The organism is Nocardia sp. NPDC051570 (assembly GCF_044454005.1).
Classification (GTDB): domain Bacteria; phylum Actinomycetota; class Actinomycetes; order Mycobacteriales; family Mycobacteriaceae; genus Nocardia.
Genome location: NZ_JBITDI010000002.1, coordinates 549,889 through 562,393, shown reverse-complemented (window position 1 = coordinate 562,393; position 12,505 = coordinate 549,889). Strand labels below are relative to the sequence as shown.

11 protein-coding genes and 1 pseudogene are annotated in these 12,505 nt (G+C 67.1%); 8 read left to right on the top strand and 4 right to left on the bottom strand.

Features of this window, described 5'->3' with window-relative positions:
- Positions 1 to 18 precede the first annotated feature (18 nt).
- Positions 19 to 1,977: an ABC transporter ATP-binding protein gene (locus ACIA76_RS06285; RefSeq protein ID WP_397149090.1), complete on the top strand. Its 1,959-nt coding sequence runs from the start codon at positions 19 to 21 to the stop codon at positions 1,975 to 1,977.
- Here the strand turns inward: ACIA76_RS06285 and cphA are convergent.
- Both cphA and ACIA76_RS06275 read right to left on the bottom strand, forming a co-directional pair.
- Entirely contained in the window at positions 1,917 to 4,625 is a 2,709-nt protein-coding gene (gene cphA, locus ACIA76_RS06280) for a cyanophycin synthetase (protein WP_397149088.1), read from the bottom strand. The genes ACIA76_RS06285 and cphA overlap by 61 nt on opposite strands.
- 315 nt (positions 4,626 to 4,940) lie before the next feature.
- Entirely contained in the window at positions 4,941 to 5,105 is a 165-nt protein-coding gene (locus ACIA76_RS06275) for a hypothetical protein (protein ID WP_397149086.1), read from the bottom strand.
- An 18-nt stretch (positions 5,106 to 5,123) separates the two neighbouring features.
- Here ACIA76_RS06275 and ACIA76_RS06270 point away from each other — a divergent pair, with 18 nt between their 5' ends.
- Positions 5,124 to 5,771 carry a hypothetical protein gene (locus tag ACIA76_RS06270; protein ID WP_397149084.1) on the top strand — a complete coding sequence of 216 codons (648 nt, stop codon included), beginning with the start codon at positions 5,124 to 5,126 and terminating at the stop codon, positions 5,769 to 5,771.
- A 57-nt stretch (positions 5,772 to 5,828) separates the two neighbouring features.
- Here ACIA76_RS06270 and ACIA76_RS06265 read toward each other — a convergent pair whose 3' ends face one another.
- The gene (locus ACIA76_RS06265) at positions 5,829 to 6,281 is read right to left on the bottom strand and encodes a hypothetical protein (protein ID WP_397149081.1); all 453 of its coding nucleotides are present in this window, start codon (positions 6,279 to 6,281) and stop codon (positions 5,829 to 5,831) included.
- A gap of 347 nt (positions 6,282 to 6,628) precedes the next feature.
- Here ACIA76_RS06265 and ACIA76_RS06260 point away from each other — a divergent pair, with 347 nt between their 5' ends.
- Positions 6,629 to 7,264 carry a TetR/AcrR family transcriptional regulator gene (locus ACIA76_RS06260; RefSeq protein ID WP_397149079.1) on the top strand — a complete coding sequence of 212 codons (636 nt, stop codon included), beginning with the start codon at positions 6,629 to 6,631 and terminating at the stop codon, positions 7,262 to 7,264.
- Between the two features lie 3 nt (positions 7,265 to 7,267).
- Here ACIA76_RS06260 and ACIA76_RS06255 read toward each other — a convergent pair.
- Positions 7,268 to 7,846: pseudogene (locus ACIA76_RS06255) on the bottom strand (hypothetical protein); the annotation flags it as partial.
- Between the two features lie 145 nt (positions 7,847 to 7,991).
- On the opposite strand from ACIA76_RS06255, the gene ACIA76_RS06250 reads away from it, so the two are divergent.
- From ACIA76_RS06250 to ACIA76_RS06230, 5 genes are all read left to right on the top strand, one after another.
- Positions 7,992 to 8,204: a hypothetical protein gene (locus ACIA76_RS06250; protein ID WP_397149077.1), complete on the top strand. Its 213-nt coding sequence runs from the start codon at positions 7,992 to 7,994 to the stop codon at positions 8,202 to 8,204.
- A 267-nt stretch (positions 8,205 to 8,471) separates the two neighbouring features.
- Complete coding sequence (locus ACIA76_RS06245; RefSeq protein ID WP_397149075.1) at positions 8,472 to 9,125, top strand: DUF4360 domain-containing protein; 654 nt, start codon at positions 8,472 to 8,474, stop codon at positions 9,123 to 9,125.
- Positions 9,126 to 9,321: 196 nt separating this feature from the next.
- The gene (locus ACIA76_RS06240) at positions 9,322 to 9,972 is read left to right on the top strand and encodes a DUF4360 domain-containing protein (protein ID WP_397149073.1); all 651 of its coding nucleotides are present in this window, start codon (positions 9,322 to 9,324) and stop codon (positions 9,970 to 9,972) included.
- A gap of 299 nt (positions 9,973 to 10,271) precedes the next feature.
- The gene (locus ACIA76_RS06235; RefSeq protein WP_397149071.1) at positions 10,272 to 11,171 is read left to right on the top strand and encodes an aromatic prenyltransferase; all 900 of its coding nucleotides are present in this window, start codon (positions 10,272 to 10,274) and stop codon (positions 11,169 to 11,171) included.
- 78 nt (positions 11,172 to 11,249) lie between these two features.
- Positions 11,250 to 12,482, top strand: a complete 1,233-nt coding sequence (locus ACIA76_RS06230) for an MFS transporter (RefSeq protein WP_397149069.1) — start codon at positions 11,250 to 11,252, stop codon at positions 12,480 to 12,482.
- The last annotated feature ends 23 nt before the right edge of the window (positions 12,483 to 12,505 follow it).

Genomic DNA, 12,505 nt, shown 5'->3' with positions numbered 1-12,505 from the left:
TCGCAAGGAGAATCGTCTGTGGTGCGCAGGGTGAGGATTCCGGCAGGCCGGGGTAGGTCCGATACCGCTGTCGGGGAGTTCATTTCGGAGGAACTCGAGGATCGAGCGTCGGAGACCTACGACGCGGATCTGGGCTCGGTGCGTTTCGGCGCGGCGGCGCGGAAGTTACCCGGGCTGATCGGTCAGGTGGCACGGCTGTGCTGGCAGGCGAGCCGGAGGGACACCGCGGTGACCATCGTGCTCGATGTGGTCTCCGGCACGCTGTCCGCCTTCGGGTTGCTGGCGACCAATCGGGTGCTGAGCGCGCTGTTCCTGGACGGGCCGACTCCCTCGCGTCTGATGGCGGCCCTGCCGTCGCTGCTGCTGGTCGGCAGTCTCGCCGTGCTGCGGGTCGGGCTCGGGGTCGGGGCGAGCTGGACGCAGGCGCGACTCAAACCGCTGGTGGAGGACACCGTGGAGCGGCGGCTCTACGACGCCACCACCCGGGTCGAGCTGGCCGCCTTCGACGATCCGTGGTTCCATGCCACGCTGCATCGGGCCCGCGACCGGGGTCTGTCGGAGGCCTACCGGCTGGTCACCACCGTCACCTCGGTGCTCACCGGGCTCCTCGGATTCGCCTCGGCGGCAGTGGTTCTCGGCCTGCTGAATCCGATCCTGCTGCCGCTGCTACTGGTCGCGGCGATCCCCGACGGGCTGATCGCGCTGCGCATCGCCAAGACCAGATATCAAGTCAGCTACGAGCTTTCGGCGAGCCGGCGGCGCAAACGGATCCTGACCGATCTGATGGACGACCGGCGCTCGGCCGCGGAGATCCGCGCGTTCAACATGCGCGGATTCCTCCTGGAGTCCTACGACCGGCTCGCCGGCCACGCGCGCACTGTGCAGCTGCGGCTGGCCCGGCGACAGACGGTGATGACCGTGGGCGGTGATGTGGTCGGCGGCATCGGCCTCGGGCTGGTCTACCTGGCGCTCGCGCTGCTGCTGTACTACGGCCAGATGCCGCTGGCGGTGGCCGGTACGGCGATGCTGGCCGTGCGTTCGGGGCAGTCCGCGCTCTACAGCCTGCTGTACGCGGTCAATCAATGCTTCGAATCCGGGCTGTACTTCGGCGACTATCTGGACTTCTGCGCCGAGGCCGAGCGGCGAGTCCCGCCGCCTCGACCGCAGGTCGTGCCGCCGGATTTCGAGGCGATCACCGCCACCGATATCGAATTCACCTACCCCGGTTCGATGGTCCCGGCCCTGCGGTCGGTATCGGTGCAGCTGCGCCGCGGCGAGGTCGTGGCGCTGGTCGGCGAAAACGGTTCGGGGAAAACGACTCTCGCGAAGATCCTCGCGGGGCTCTACACCCCCGACGCGGGTACCGTGCGCTGGGACGATCTGCGGGTCGCCGATATCGACCCCGATTCGCTGCGGGAGCGGATCGCGGTGATCATGCAGGACTACACCCGATGGCCGATGAGCGCGCGGGACAACATCACGATGGGCCGGACGATCGACACCGACCGCCTCGCCGAGGCCGCGGAGGCGGCCGGTGTCGATCGCGTCGTCGACCGGCTCGGCAAAGGGTATGACACGCAACTGGATCGGCGCTTCCGCAACGGCGCCGAGCTGTCGGGCGGGCAGTGGCAGCGCATCGCGATCGCCCGCGGCATCTACCGGGACGCGCCGCTGCTGATCTGCGACGAGCCGACCTCCGCCCTGGATCCCCGCGCCGAACACGCCTTGTTCGAGACCGTGCGCACCCATTCCCTCGGGCGCACCGTGCTGTTGATCACCCACCGGCTGGCCAGCGTTCGCTACGCCGATCGCATCTACGTCATGGAGAAGGGAGAGGTGGTAGAGCACGGCGGCCATCAGGAACTGATGGCCGCCGGTGGCCTGTACGCCGAGCTCTACGACCTACAGGCCTCGGCCTACGAACAGCCGGGTACCACCTCGCCTCCCGCCGACGGAGAGGTGGCCGCGAGCCGCTGACGGGCGGGCACGCCCGGCACGGCCCCGTGCCGGGCGAGCATCGCCTGCACCGTCGCGAACTTCTCGTAGACCAGCAGCACCGGATCGTCGGGCGCCGCCATCGACAGCGCCGTCGTGAAGGCATCTTCCATGCCGTCGCAGGCCACCGTCCGCGCCTGCGAATCGGCCGCGTACAGCGCCGCGGTGATCAACTTGGTCATCTCGCCGGGCTCCCGGCCCCGCAGACTGCTGTCCTCGTAGACGGCGACCCGATCGGTCAGGCGGCCCACCGCATAGGCGGCATCGGATACCAGATCATCGGTGCGGTCGCCGGGCAGCGTGAGCGCCACGACCGGATTGCCGCCCCAGCGCTGCCGCAGCAGGTCGCCGACCGCGGTGAGCGCGGCCGTATTGTGCGCGTAGTCGACCACCACGGTCCGCTCACCGAGGTGATAGACGGCGCCGCGCCCGGTATTGTGCATGCCGCCGTCGAAGTCGGCGAGCGCGTCCCGCACGACCTCGCGCGGCACGTCGAGCGCCCGGGAAGCCGCCACGGCCGCAAGGGTATTGGCGATGTTGTAAGCCGCCAGCCCGTCGAAGGTCACCGCGACCTCGGCCACATCCAGCAGCGGTGTCCGGCGCGCGCCCTGGGCCTCGATCAGCAGGCCGTCGTCGACCAGATAGCCGGTGCCGCCCTGGCGCAGGTGGTGCAGCAGCGCCGGATTGGCCGGATCGAGGCTGTACAGCAGCACCACCGGATCGCGGTCGATGATCGCGGGCGAGTTGGCCAGCGCGAGACAGCGCGGATCGTCGGCGTTGAGCACCAGACGGCCGCGGTCCGCGATCTCCTCGGCCACCAACGCCTTCACCCTGACCAGATCGTCGAGATCCTCGACGCCGTCGGCGCCGAAATGGTCAGCGGTGATGTTGGTGACGACGGCGACGTCGGCGCGGTCGTAGCCCAGACCCCTACCGAGGATGCCGCCGCGTGCGGTCTCGAGCACGGCGGCCTGCACGGACGGATCGTCGAGCACCATCTCGGCGGACCGCGGCCCGGAGGAGTCCCCGGGATAGACCAGCCGGTCCTCGACGAACACCCCGTCGGTACTGGTCATGCCGACGCGTAAACCGGTGGCGCGCAACGCGTGTGCGATCATGCGCACGGTGGTGGTCTTGCCGTTCGTGCCGGTCACCGCGACGATCGGCACCCGGGCCGAGGTCCCCTGTGGATACATGTGGTCGACGATCGCGCCGGCCACATCCCGCCGCGCGCCCTCGCTGGGCGTCAGATGCATACGCAATCCCGGTGAGGCGTTGACCTCGAGGACGACCCCGCGGTCGTCGCGCGGCCGCCAGGGGCCGCCGATATCGATCAGCCGCAGGTCGATGCCGCAGATGTCGAGCCCCACCGTATCCGCGATCCGTCGGCACAGCCAGGCCACATCCGGATGCACCAGATCGGTCACATCGCGGCCGGTGCCGCCGGTGGACAGATTGGCGGTGCGCCGCAACGACACCGTCTCGCCCGCCGCCGGGCGGTCGCCCAGTCGCAGCCCCTGGGCGGCCAGATACGCGATGACGTTCTCGTCCACCGTGATTCGCGTCAACGGACGGTCGTGCCCCTCGCCGCGGCGAGGATCGGCGTTGACGCGTTCGATCAGGGTGGCGATATCGGATTCGCCGTCGCCGACCACATGCGCCGCGGTCAGTTGCGTCGCCGCGACCAATCGGCCGCCCACCATCAGCACCCGGTAGTCGGTGCCGGGCACATAGACCTCGACCAGGGCGCCGCCGCGGTGCCGCAGGTCGATCGCCCGATAGGCCGCCGCGACCGCGTCGGAGGTCCGCAACTCCAGATGGACGTCCTGACCGTGATTACCGGCCACCGGCTTGACCACGACCGGACCGCCCAGCTCGTCGAGCGCCTCGATGGCCTCCTGCTCGCTGTACACCGCGATCCCGTCGGCGACCGGAATTCCGGCGGTGGCCAAGAGCCCCTTGGTGATCGCCTTGTCACCGGCGACATCCACGCCGATCGCCGAGGTGTGCTCGTCCATCGCGGCCCATACCCTGCGTCGGCGACATCCGTGACCCAATTGCAGCAGCGCGGCGTCGGACAGTCGGCGGACCGGAATGTCGCGTGCGCGTGCGGCATCGGCCAGCGCCTGGCTGCTCACGCCCAGCCGCGAACGCTCGTAGTCGGCGCCGATTTCGGCCAGCTCGGCGGTGAACTCCGGCGTCCGCCCCGCGGCCTGTTCGGTCACCAAGCGGGCCGCCAGACGAAACAGCCGCTCCGGCACCGGATCTCGATCCCACTCGTCGACCGGGCATTCCATGATGACCCGATACAGTCCCGAGCGCCCGGCGTCGATCGTGCGGCCGAAGTGCACCTCCCGGCCGATGAGATGTGAGAGTTCCAATGCCACATGCTCGGCGACATGGCCGGCATAGGTGCCCCGCCGCATCTTGTCCACGAATCCGTTGGGTCGGCCTGCGCCGCAATGATGTTCGGCCAGCCCGGGCAGTGCCCGCAGCAGGCGGTCGGTGAAACCGGGCCATTCGCTGGTCTCCTGGCGGGTCAGTTCTTCCAGATCGACCAGCGCGACCGCGACCGGCCGCGACACGAAGAGGTTGGGGCCGCGTAGACGTCTGACGTGGATGATGCGCATGCTGTCCTCACTCGATGGTGGGCTCGAGGTAAAGCCCGGATGCGCGGTGCATCCGGGCCGTGTGGTATCGCGACGGGGTTGCCGGGGCGATGTCCAAATCGGTTATAACAGGGCGGATCTCACCACCGTTAGCATTCCGAATGGGTTGCCGCCGAATGAATTTCGGATCACAGGGGGTTGCGGTTCGCGCGGCTGTCATGCGTCCCTGGCGCGATGGTGTAATCCGTTGTGCCGCAGTGTGATCGCGGCGATGCGGCAGCGGCCGCTAGATCGAAATGATTGCGCCTGTTGGCCTTACAGGCGGCGCGGTGGGGATCAGTGCTTGTCGCGGTTCGGCTGATCGTCGAGGCGGGCGTGCAGACGATCCCGGACCTGATCCGGGGTGTAGGCGCGGCGTTTGCGCTCGGCCCGCACGATGACCACTCCGGTCGCCGCGACACCCGCGGCCCCGGCCAGACCCAATACCTTCCACCAGCGCATGGGCCTAGGCTAGTCGTCGTGCCACGCGAAGCGCCCTCGAGTATCGGTCTGGACGAAGCGGTAGAGCTCACGCGCACAGGCGATGTGTGGTTGTTCCGCGGACATTCCGGTGCCGACCGCGCGATCCGGGGTCTGACCAACAGCCCGGTCAACCATGTCGGGATGGCGCTGGTCGTCGACGACCTGCCGGCGCTGATGTGGCATGCCGAACTCGGCAAGACGTTGCCGGATATCTGGTCGGGCAACCATCATCGCGGGGCCCAGCTGCACGATCTGCGCTCCGCGGTGCTGCGCTGGACCGGGGAATACGGGCAACAGGCGTGGCTGCGCCAGCTGGATCGGCCGGTGACCCGCGAGATGGAGGATGCCGCGCTGCGGACGGTGGCGCGGCTCGACGGTGTGTCCTTTCCGTCCACCGGCGCGCTCGCGGGACGATGGCTGCTGGGCCGGGTGCCGAAGCCGTTGCGCAAGCGCGCATCCGAGAACGCGGGTCTCGAGAACGCGTACTGCGCGGAGATCGCGGCCATGACCTATCAGGCCATGGGCCTGTTGCCGGACCGAAGCCCGAATTGGTATGACCCGGGCCGCTTCTGGAGCGGCGACCATCTGCGCTTGGCCGACGGGTACCACCTGGGCGGGGAGATCGCGGTGAACGTGGCGGCGTGACGCCGAACAGCCGGGAGATACCGCCGCGGTATCGTCCCGGCCACAGGATCGGACAGGCTATGCGGTGGTCGTCGACGGCCCGTCACTGGTGCGCACGATCCATCCGAATGCCGTGGAGCCGCCCGCGAGAGTATTCCTCTCCGCGGTGAACTCCGCCGCGACGACCGCGGTGGACCCGTTGGCGCACAGCGGAGTTCGCAGCGTCTGGGTGAAGCCGCGGTCGGGGACACTCGAACCCCAGGTCACCGTGTCATCGTGGAGTTCGACCGCCATATCCCGGGCCTCCCAGCTGTGGGTGTCGGTCATGACGGTCACGGTGTCACCCGGAATCCGCACGGTCACCGAATGCAGCCCGCCGTCCTCTCCGGTGAGAATCCCGGTGTAGGTGGCGCCCTGCCAATCCGACAGACGGGTTCCGCAGCCGGCTGCGGCCTGGGCGTCCGCGGCGGGAACCAGCGCGAGTGTGGTAGTGAAAAGCAGTGCGGCACCGAGTAATTCGACTCTAGGCATGGCGATCCTTTCACTTGTTACCCTCGAGACGTGTCGAGGACACGCCTCCTTCGATTTCGGATGCTATTCGACCCGCCGCGTCCGCTCTGCCCGGAATCGAATCGGCCTAGGGGGACTTGCCAAATCCGGGCGCGGCGAGGAGCCGGTCGACGTAATCGGCGGTGAGAGTGCCCATTCCGAACAGGACCCGGAGGGGCGCCATCGGTATCACGGCGGCCCGACTCGGTCGACCCGCACACGAACGGATTCCGGCCTCCCGGGGCGCCGGAGAGGATAGAATACGAACATTCGGTAAGATAGATGTGTATGCGCCGGAGCCGCGGCGCCGTGTGAGACGGGTGGTTGGGATGACCGAGACCGATGGTCGGAAGTTGCGTGGTAACCGGACGCGGGCATCGGTGCTGGATGCCGCCGTGAAACTGGCGTCGGTCGAGGGACTGGAAGGGTTGACGCTCAGTCGCCTGGCCGCGCAGTTGGAGATCACCAAATCCGGTCTGTTCACCCACTGGCGCGGTAAGGAAGGCCTGCAGCTCGCGGCGATGGAGTACGCCTCCGAGCAGTGGGTCACCGAAATCGTCGCCCCGGCGCTCGCGCAGCCCACCCCGTTGCAGAGGCTGTGGGCGCTGCATGCCAACCGCCTGGATTTCTATGAGCGCGGGCAGCTGCCGGGCCGGTGCTTCTTCTCCATCGTCTTCCGCGAATTCGACGATCGGCCGGGCCCGATCCACGATCGGCTGGTCATACAGTCCGAGCAATGGCACGGCTTCCTCGTGTCCATGATCGAGGCGGCGGTCGCCGCGGGTCAGCTGCGTCCGGATATCGATGCGGATCTGCTCGCCTACGAGATCGACGTCCTGGGGGAGGGTGTGGTGTCGCGGGTGCGAATGTTGGATCCGAAGTTGGTCTTCGGCGCCGCCCGTGCCGCGGTTCTGCAGCGCCTGCGGGCCGCGAGTGTGGATCCCTCGGTGCTGCCCGACAGCTGACCCTCAGGCTTGCGTCGCCGCCAGCAGTCGCTGTCCCAGGGCGGCCGCGAGATCGGGCTCCCCGCCGGTCGGACTGTCGACCGTCAGATCGATGCTGAGCCTCCCGTCGAAGGTGCTGATCACGAACACCGGCGGAATGCCGTTCTGCGGCGCCCGGAGGTAATGGAACAGCGATGTGAAGTCGATCAACTCCGTATCGGAGGGATGACGCAGTGGCGGGATGCGTCCCCAGTTCGTCGAGAAGGCGCCCGCTGGCGCGAGCGTGAACGCCCGGGCCGAGTCCGCCTGGCTCTCCAGGAGATACAGCGCACCGTGATGTACGCGGCGATCGGCGAGATCCGATGCCAGCCCGGCCGCGACCGCGCGGGCCAGCGCATCGAGTTCGGTGAACTCCTCGTGGGCGCGGAACAGTGCGGTGCCCAGCATGTTGGTGACCTCGGTGTAGGTCACCGGCGGCGTGACCCGCTGGCGGAGATCGACCGCATAGGAATACAGCGTATCGGTGAGCGCGACACCTCTGGATTGCGACACGGTGAGCAGGATCGCGGCCGAGACGAGGCTGTTGAGCGTCGTATTCGTGCGGTGGCCGAGGTTCGAGTAGTCGGACTGATTGTTTAAGGGCGAAGGTCACAGTAGGAAGGGGACTGTGAAGAAGCCGACATTAACTATCTGAACGGTTGTGCATATTGTCGAGGTAACTGATGGTCGCTGTTCGGCGGGGGATGTGATGGGTAGTTCGGTATTTCTGGCCACCGTGGCCGCCTCGGGGACGGTCCTGCTCATCGTGGTCGTGGCGAGGCTGCTGCCCGCCAGTTCCGATCGGGTGGTGCGGCGGCGCGCGCAACGATCCGTCGAGGAGATCCGGCATCGGCTCGAGCGTGAGCGCGCGGTATCGCGCCCGGAGGAATACCCGGAAGACCGCGATCCCGACGGGGAATGACCACCCCTTGCAGTGCTGCTCGAATATGTTGCGGGGCAAGTAGTTTGGACATATCGGCGCATATGCCCTGCCGCGACGTCGTGGCATACAGTCTGCCGTGAATCACGTGGCTTCCCAGCGGGTTTCATTGCAGTGCGCCGATTTCCGTGCGACACATACCATGACCGGATGATGTAGGCGAAATCCATTGTGCGAGTAGGGGGTCGCCCTTGCGGTTCGACTGCCTAAAGTGAGATACGTCTGCGGCTGGAACACCGTGAGGAAATCATGTACACAAAGTTGGCTGCCCTCGGCGCTGCCCTGTTCGCCTTCGCCCTGCCGATATCGGGTGCCCCAGCTTCCGGTGCCCCGACACCGAATACACCCCCGCCCCCCGACAGGATCACCGTCGATGTCGTGACCGTCAATGGATCCGGATGCCCACAGGGCACCGCGGCCGTGGCGGTCGCCGACGACAATTCGGCCTTCACGGTGACCTACAGCCAATACACCGCCCAGGCCGGTGCCGGGGCCGGTCCGACCGACTTCCGGAAGAACTGCCAACTCGTGCTGAATGTGCATGTCCCCCAGGGCTTCACCTACGGGATCGCCTCGGCGGACTATCGCGGATACGCACATCTGGAGCCCGGTGCGACCGCGCTGGAAAGGGCGCGGTACTACTTCCAGGGCGATGCGGCGTCCAATTACGTCGACCACACGTTCAATGGCGCCTTCGACGACGACTGGCAGCAGACCGATTCGACCGATGTCGGATCGATCGTGTTCCAGCCCTGCGGCGAATCGCGCGATTTCAATATCAATACCCAGCTGCGGGTGAACAACGGTTCCTCGGATCCGAATGCGCCCACCAGTTTCATCACCATGGATTCCACCGACGGCAGCATCGTCACCACCTATCACTTCGCCTGGAAGAAGTGCTGAGCAGATAGATAGCCATGACAGGCCGCCGGGAGGGCCGTTCCCGGCGGCCGCTCGTCGCTGTCACGAAGCGCTGACAAGGCTTCGGGATATGTGCGAAATACGTTGTGCAAGTAGGGGTTTCACGTTTGTCAGCCGGTGCTTACAGTGAAGTTGTCTCAGTGCGGTAGATCTGCTACCAGAGCATCGTGAGGAAATCATGTACAAGAAGTTCGCCGCCGCCGGCGCTGCCCTGTTCGCGCTCGCTGTCCCGATGACGAGTTCACCGGCCTCCGGAGCCCCGGCCTGGGGCACTCCGCCGCCGGACAAGATCGTCATCGATGTCGTGACCGTCAATGGAACCGGATGTCCGCAGGGCACCGCGGCGGTCGCGGTCTCGCCGGACAATACGGCCTTCACGGTGACCTACAGCCAATACACCGCACAGGTGGGCGTGGGATCCACACCGACCGACTTCCGGAAGAACTGTCAGCTCGATCTGAGAGTCCATGTCCCCCAGGGCTTCACCTACGGGATCGCCCAGGCGGATTATCGCGGATTCGCACATCTGGAGGCGGGTGCGACCGCGCTGGAAACGGCGAGATACTACTTCCAGGGCGATTCGCCGACCGATTTCGTCAACCATCCCTACAACGGCCTCATGGACGACGACTGGCAGGCCACGGATACGACCGATGTCGGGTCGGTCGTCTACGAACCCTGCGGTGAGACACGCGATTTCGATATCAATACCGAGTTGCGGGTGAGCGCCGGGACGTCGGACCCGAAGAAGACCACCAGTTTCATCACGATGGATTCCACCGACGGCAGCATCCTCACCACCTATCACTTCGCCTGGAAGAAGTGCTGAGCGAGCGGGGGCAGTACCGAAACGGCGGGCTGGTCCTCAGGGTGTGCCCGCCGAATCGGTTGGATGGCAAGGTTATTAGGTAGCGGAATCGCCGATCGCGACGGCTGTATCGGCGGTGGCGCGTATTCCCGCGGCGTTGGGATGCGAGGTGGCGGCGGAGGATCCGGGCAGGAGCGGCGTCAGGGACCTTGCGCCCGCGGACCCGCGGAGTCCCGCGTACCGGTCGGATTGAACCCCATGACGGACTATCCTGAGCCGAGGCATCCCAGGACTACTCGTTCCACAACTCGAGGTGACCGATGACCACTGCCGTTGTGACGCCCGCTCGACTACAGGATGATCTGAGCACATACGCGAGTCTGGTGCATGCCCCGTTCGACCCATCGGTGGTGAGCGGGGTGCTGAACGCGCTGGCGGAGGTATGGCCGTCCTCCTGGCTGGCGGTGCGCACGACCACGCAGACCGATCGCGATGTGAGCATCCGGTTCATGAACCTGGCCGCGGCCGCCGACCCGGTCGGGCGATTGCGCCGTGCCGGACTGCTGCCGTTCACCGGACATCCGCGCGAGCGGCTGCTCGAGGCGGTGCTCGCCGCCGGGCCGGTGCTGTACGGGGTCGACGTCGCGGTGGGCGCCGGCGTGCAGAAGATCTGGTTGATGCTGCCGGATCTGATGAGCGTCGAACAGATGGTCGCGCTGCCGGGGATACCCGACGCGGTCCGCGACCACGCCGAGCATATGACGCGCTGGTCCAATGACCAGATCTGCATGATCGCAGTGGATTTCGTGAACGGCACGATGAACGCCTACGCGCAGGTGGTCCCGCCCGGGCAGCTCACGCCCGCGGATATCGCCACCGTGCTCGACGAGGTCGGTGCCGTGCCCGCCTACGATCAGGACCTGGCGGCGCTGGAGTCGGCGGCCTATACGATCTACTGGACCTTCGATTGGGATAAGCCCGGCGTGCAGCGGGTCTGTTTCCCGCGCCGCTTCGCCCGCGAGACCTTCCCGGTCCATCTGGATCCGCTACTGGCGCAATTCATCGCGGGCGCACCCCTGGCGGGGCCCGGGCCGCACGGTTTCACGCTCTACATCGCGTACGGCCCCACCGGCCGGTATTACAAGGTGCAGGCCGATTACCTCGCAATCGGCACGCAGATCCGATTGCCGGGCAACGCCGATGTGCCGATGACGCACTGACTCACGCGCCGTGAATGATGCTGATACGCAACGGCTTCTGCGTGTCGGCGGGGTGAGGTGACGGCCTAGGGTGTTCGCGTGCCCACCGCCGCCGAGCCCCGAGCGGCCGCTCGGCTGTCTCCCGACTTTCATCGGCTCTGGCTCGCCTCGGCGGCCGGGCAATTGGGGACCGCACTCGGCACCGGGGCGTTGCCGCTCGTCGCGATCCTGGTCGTCCATGCCTCGGATCTGCGAGTGTCGTTGATGGCGGCCCTGTCCGGAATCGCCAGTGCCGTCATCGCTTTGCCGCTGGGGCCGTTCATCGAATTCCATCGCAAGCGCGCGGTGATGGTGTGGACCGATCTGATCGCATGCGCCGCCCTGGCCAGCATCCCGGTGGCGGGGTGGCTGGGTGTGCTCACCTACACGCAGCTGTGCGTGGTGGCCACGCTGCGGACGCTGTGCGCGATCGCGTTCAACGCCGCCAACGGCGCCTATGTGAAATGGCTGGTGCCCGAACCGCTTCGGGTGCGCGCCAACAGTCGCCTGGAAACCATGTTCTGGACGGTGTCCACCGTCGGAGCGCCCGTGGGCGGTGCGCTCATCTCGATGTTCGGCGCCACGATCACCATCGTCATCGATGCGATCGGCTACCTGCTGTCCGCACTCGGCCTGCGCGGCATCCGCACCCCCGAGCCCCCGCCCGTCCGGGACCGATCCGACCGGCACCGGCTCGCCGATATCCGCAGCGGATGGACCTATATCTTCGCCCATCCGGCGCTGTGTCGATTGTTCTGGAACGCCGTGCTTTTCGGGGGCTCGCTGCTGCTCACCGGCCCGCTGGTCGCGCTGCTGATGTTGCGGGAACTCGGCTTCGCGCCATGGCAGTACGGCCTGGCCCTCGGCCTGCCCGCGGTGGGTGGCCTGCTCGGATCCCTCTGCGCACCACGACTTGTCGCCCGCCACGGCGCCCGCACGATCCTGCTGACCTTCGGCGCCCTGCGCACCTGCTGGCTCGGCCTGTTCCTGGCCGCGGGCCCCGGCACGCTCGGCATGATCACCATCACGACCGCCGACACCCTCCTGCTGTTCTGCGCCGGAGTCTTCAACCCCGTCTTCACCACCTTCCGCATGAACGCCACCCCCGACAACCACATGGCCCGCGTGGGCACCGCCTGGTCGATCAGCTCCAAATGCGCCCAACCCGCCTTCATTGCCCTCGGCGGCCTCCTCGCCACAACCACCACCCTCCACACCGCGATCGCCTGCGCGGCCCTCACCCTCTTGGCGAGCTCGCTGCTTCTCCCGTGGCGAGAGACTGTTGACGGGTGAAACCGGTGGCCCGGGAGAGGCGG

What these genes read in the sequence shown, in the direction of transcription:
- cphA (WP_397149088.1), bottom strand. Translation starts at nt 4,625, where the DNA reads ATGCGCATCATCCACGTCAGACGTCTACGCGGCCCCAACCTCTTCGTG.
- ACIA76_RS06250 (WP_397149077.1), top strand. Translation starts at nt 7,992, where the DNA reads ATGGGTAGTTCGGTATTTCTGGCCACCGTGGCCGCCTCGGGGACGGTC.
- ACIA76_RS06275 (WP_397149086.1), bottom strand. Translation starts at nt 5,105, where the DNA reads ATGCGCTGGTGGAAGGTATTGGGTCTGGCCGGGGCCGCGGGTGTCGCG.
- ACIA76_RS06265 (WP_397149081.1), bottom strand. Translation starts at nt 6,281, where the DNA reads ATGCCTAGAGTCGAATTACTCGGTGCCGCACTGCTTTTCACTACCACA.
- ACIA76_RS06245 (WP_397149075.1), top strand. Translation starts at nt 8,472, where the DNA reads ATGTACACAAAGTTGGCTGCCCTCGGCGCTGCCCTGTTCGCCTTCGCC.
- ACIA76_RS06235 (WP_397149071.1), top strand. Translation starts at nt 10,272, where the DNA reads ATGACCACTGCCGTTGTGACGCCCGCTCGACTACAGGATGATCTGAGC.
- ACIA76_RS06240 (WP_397149073.1), top strand. Translation starts at nt 9,322, where the DNA reads ATGTACAAGAAGTTCGCCGCCGCCGGCGCTGCCCTGTTCGCGCTCGCT.
- ACIA76_RS06260 (WP_397149079.1), top strand. Translation starts at nt 6,629, where the DNA reads ATGACCGAGACCGATGGTCGGAAGTTGCGTGGTAACCGGACGCGGGCA.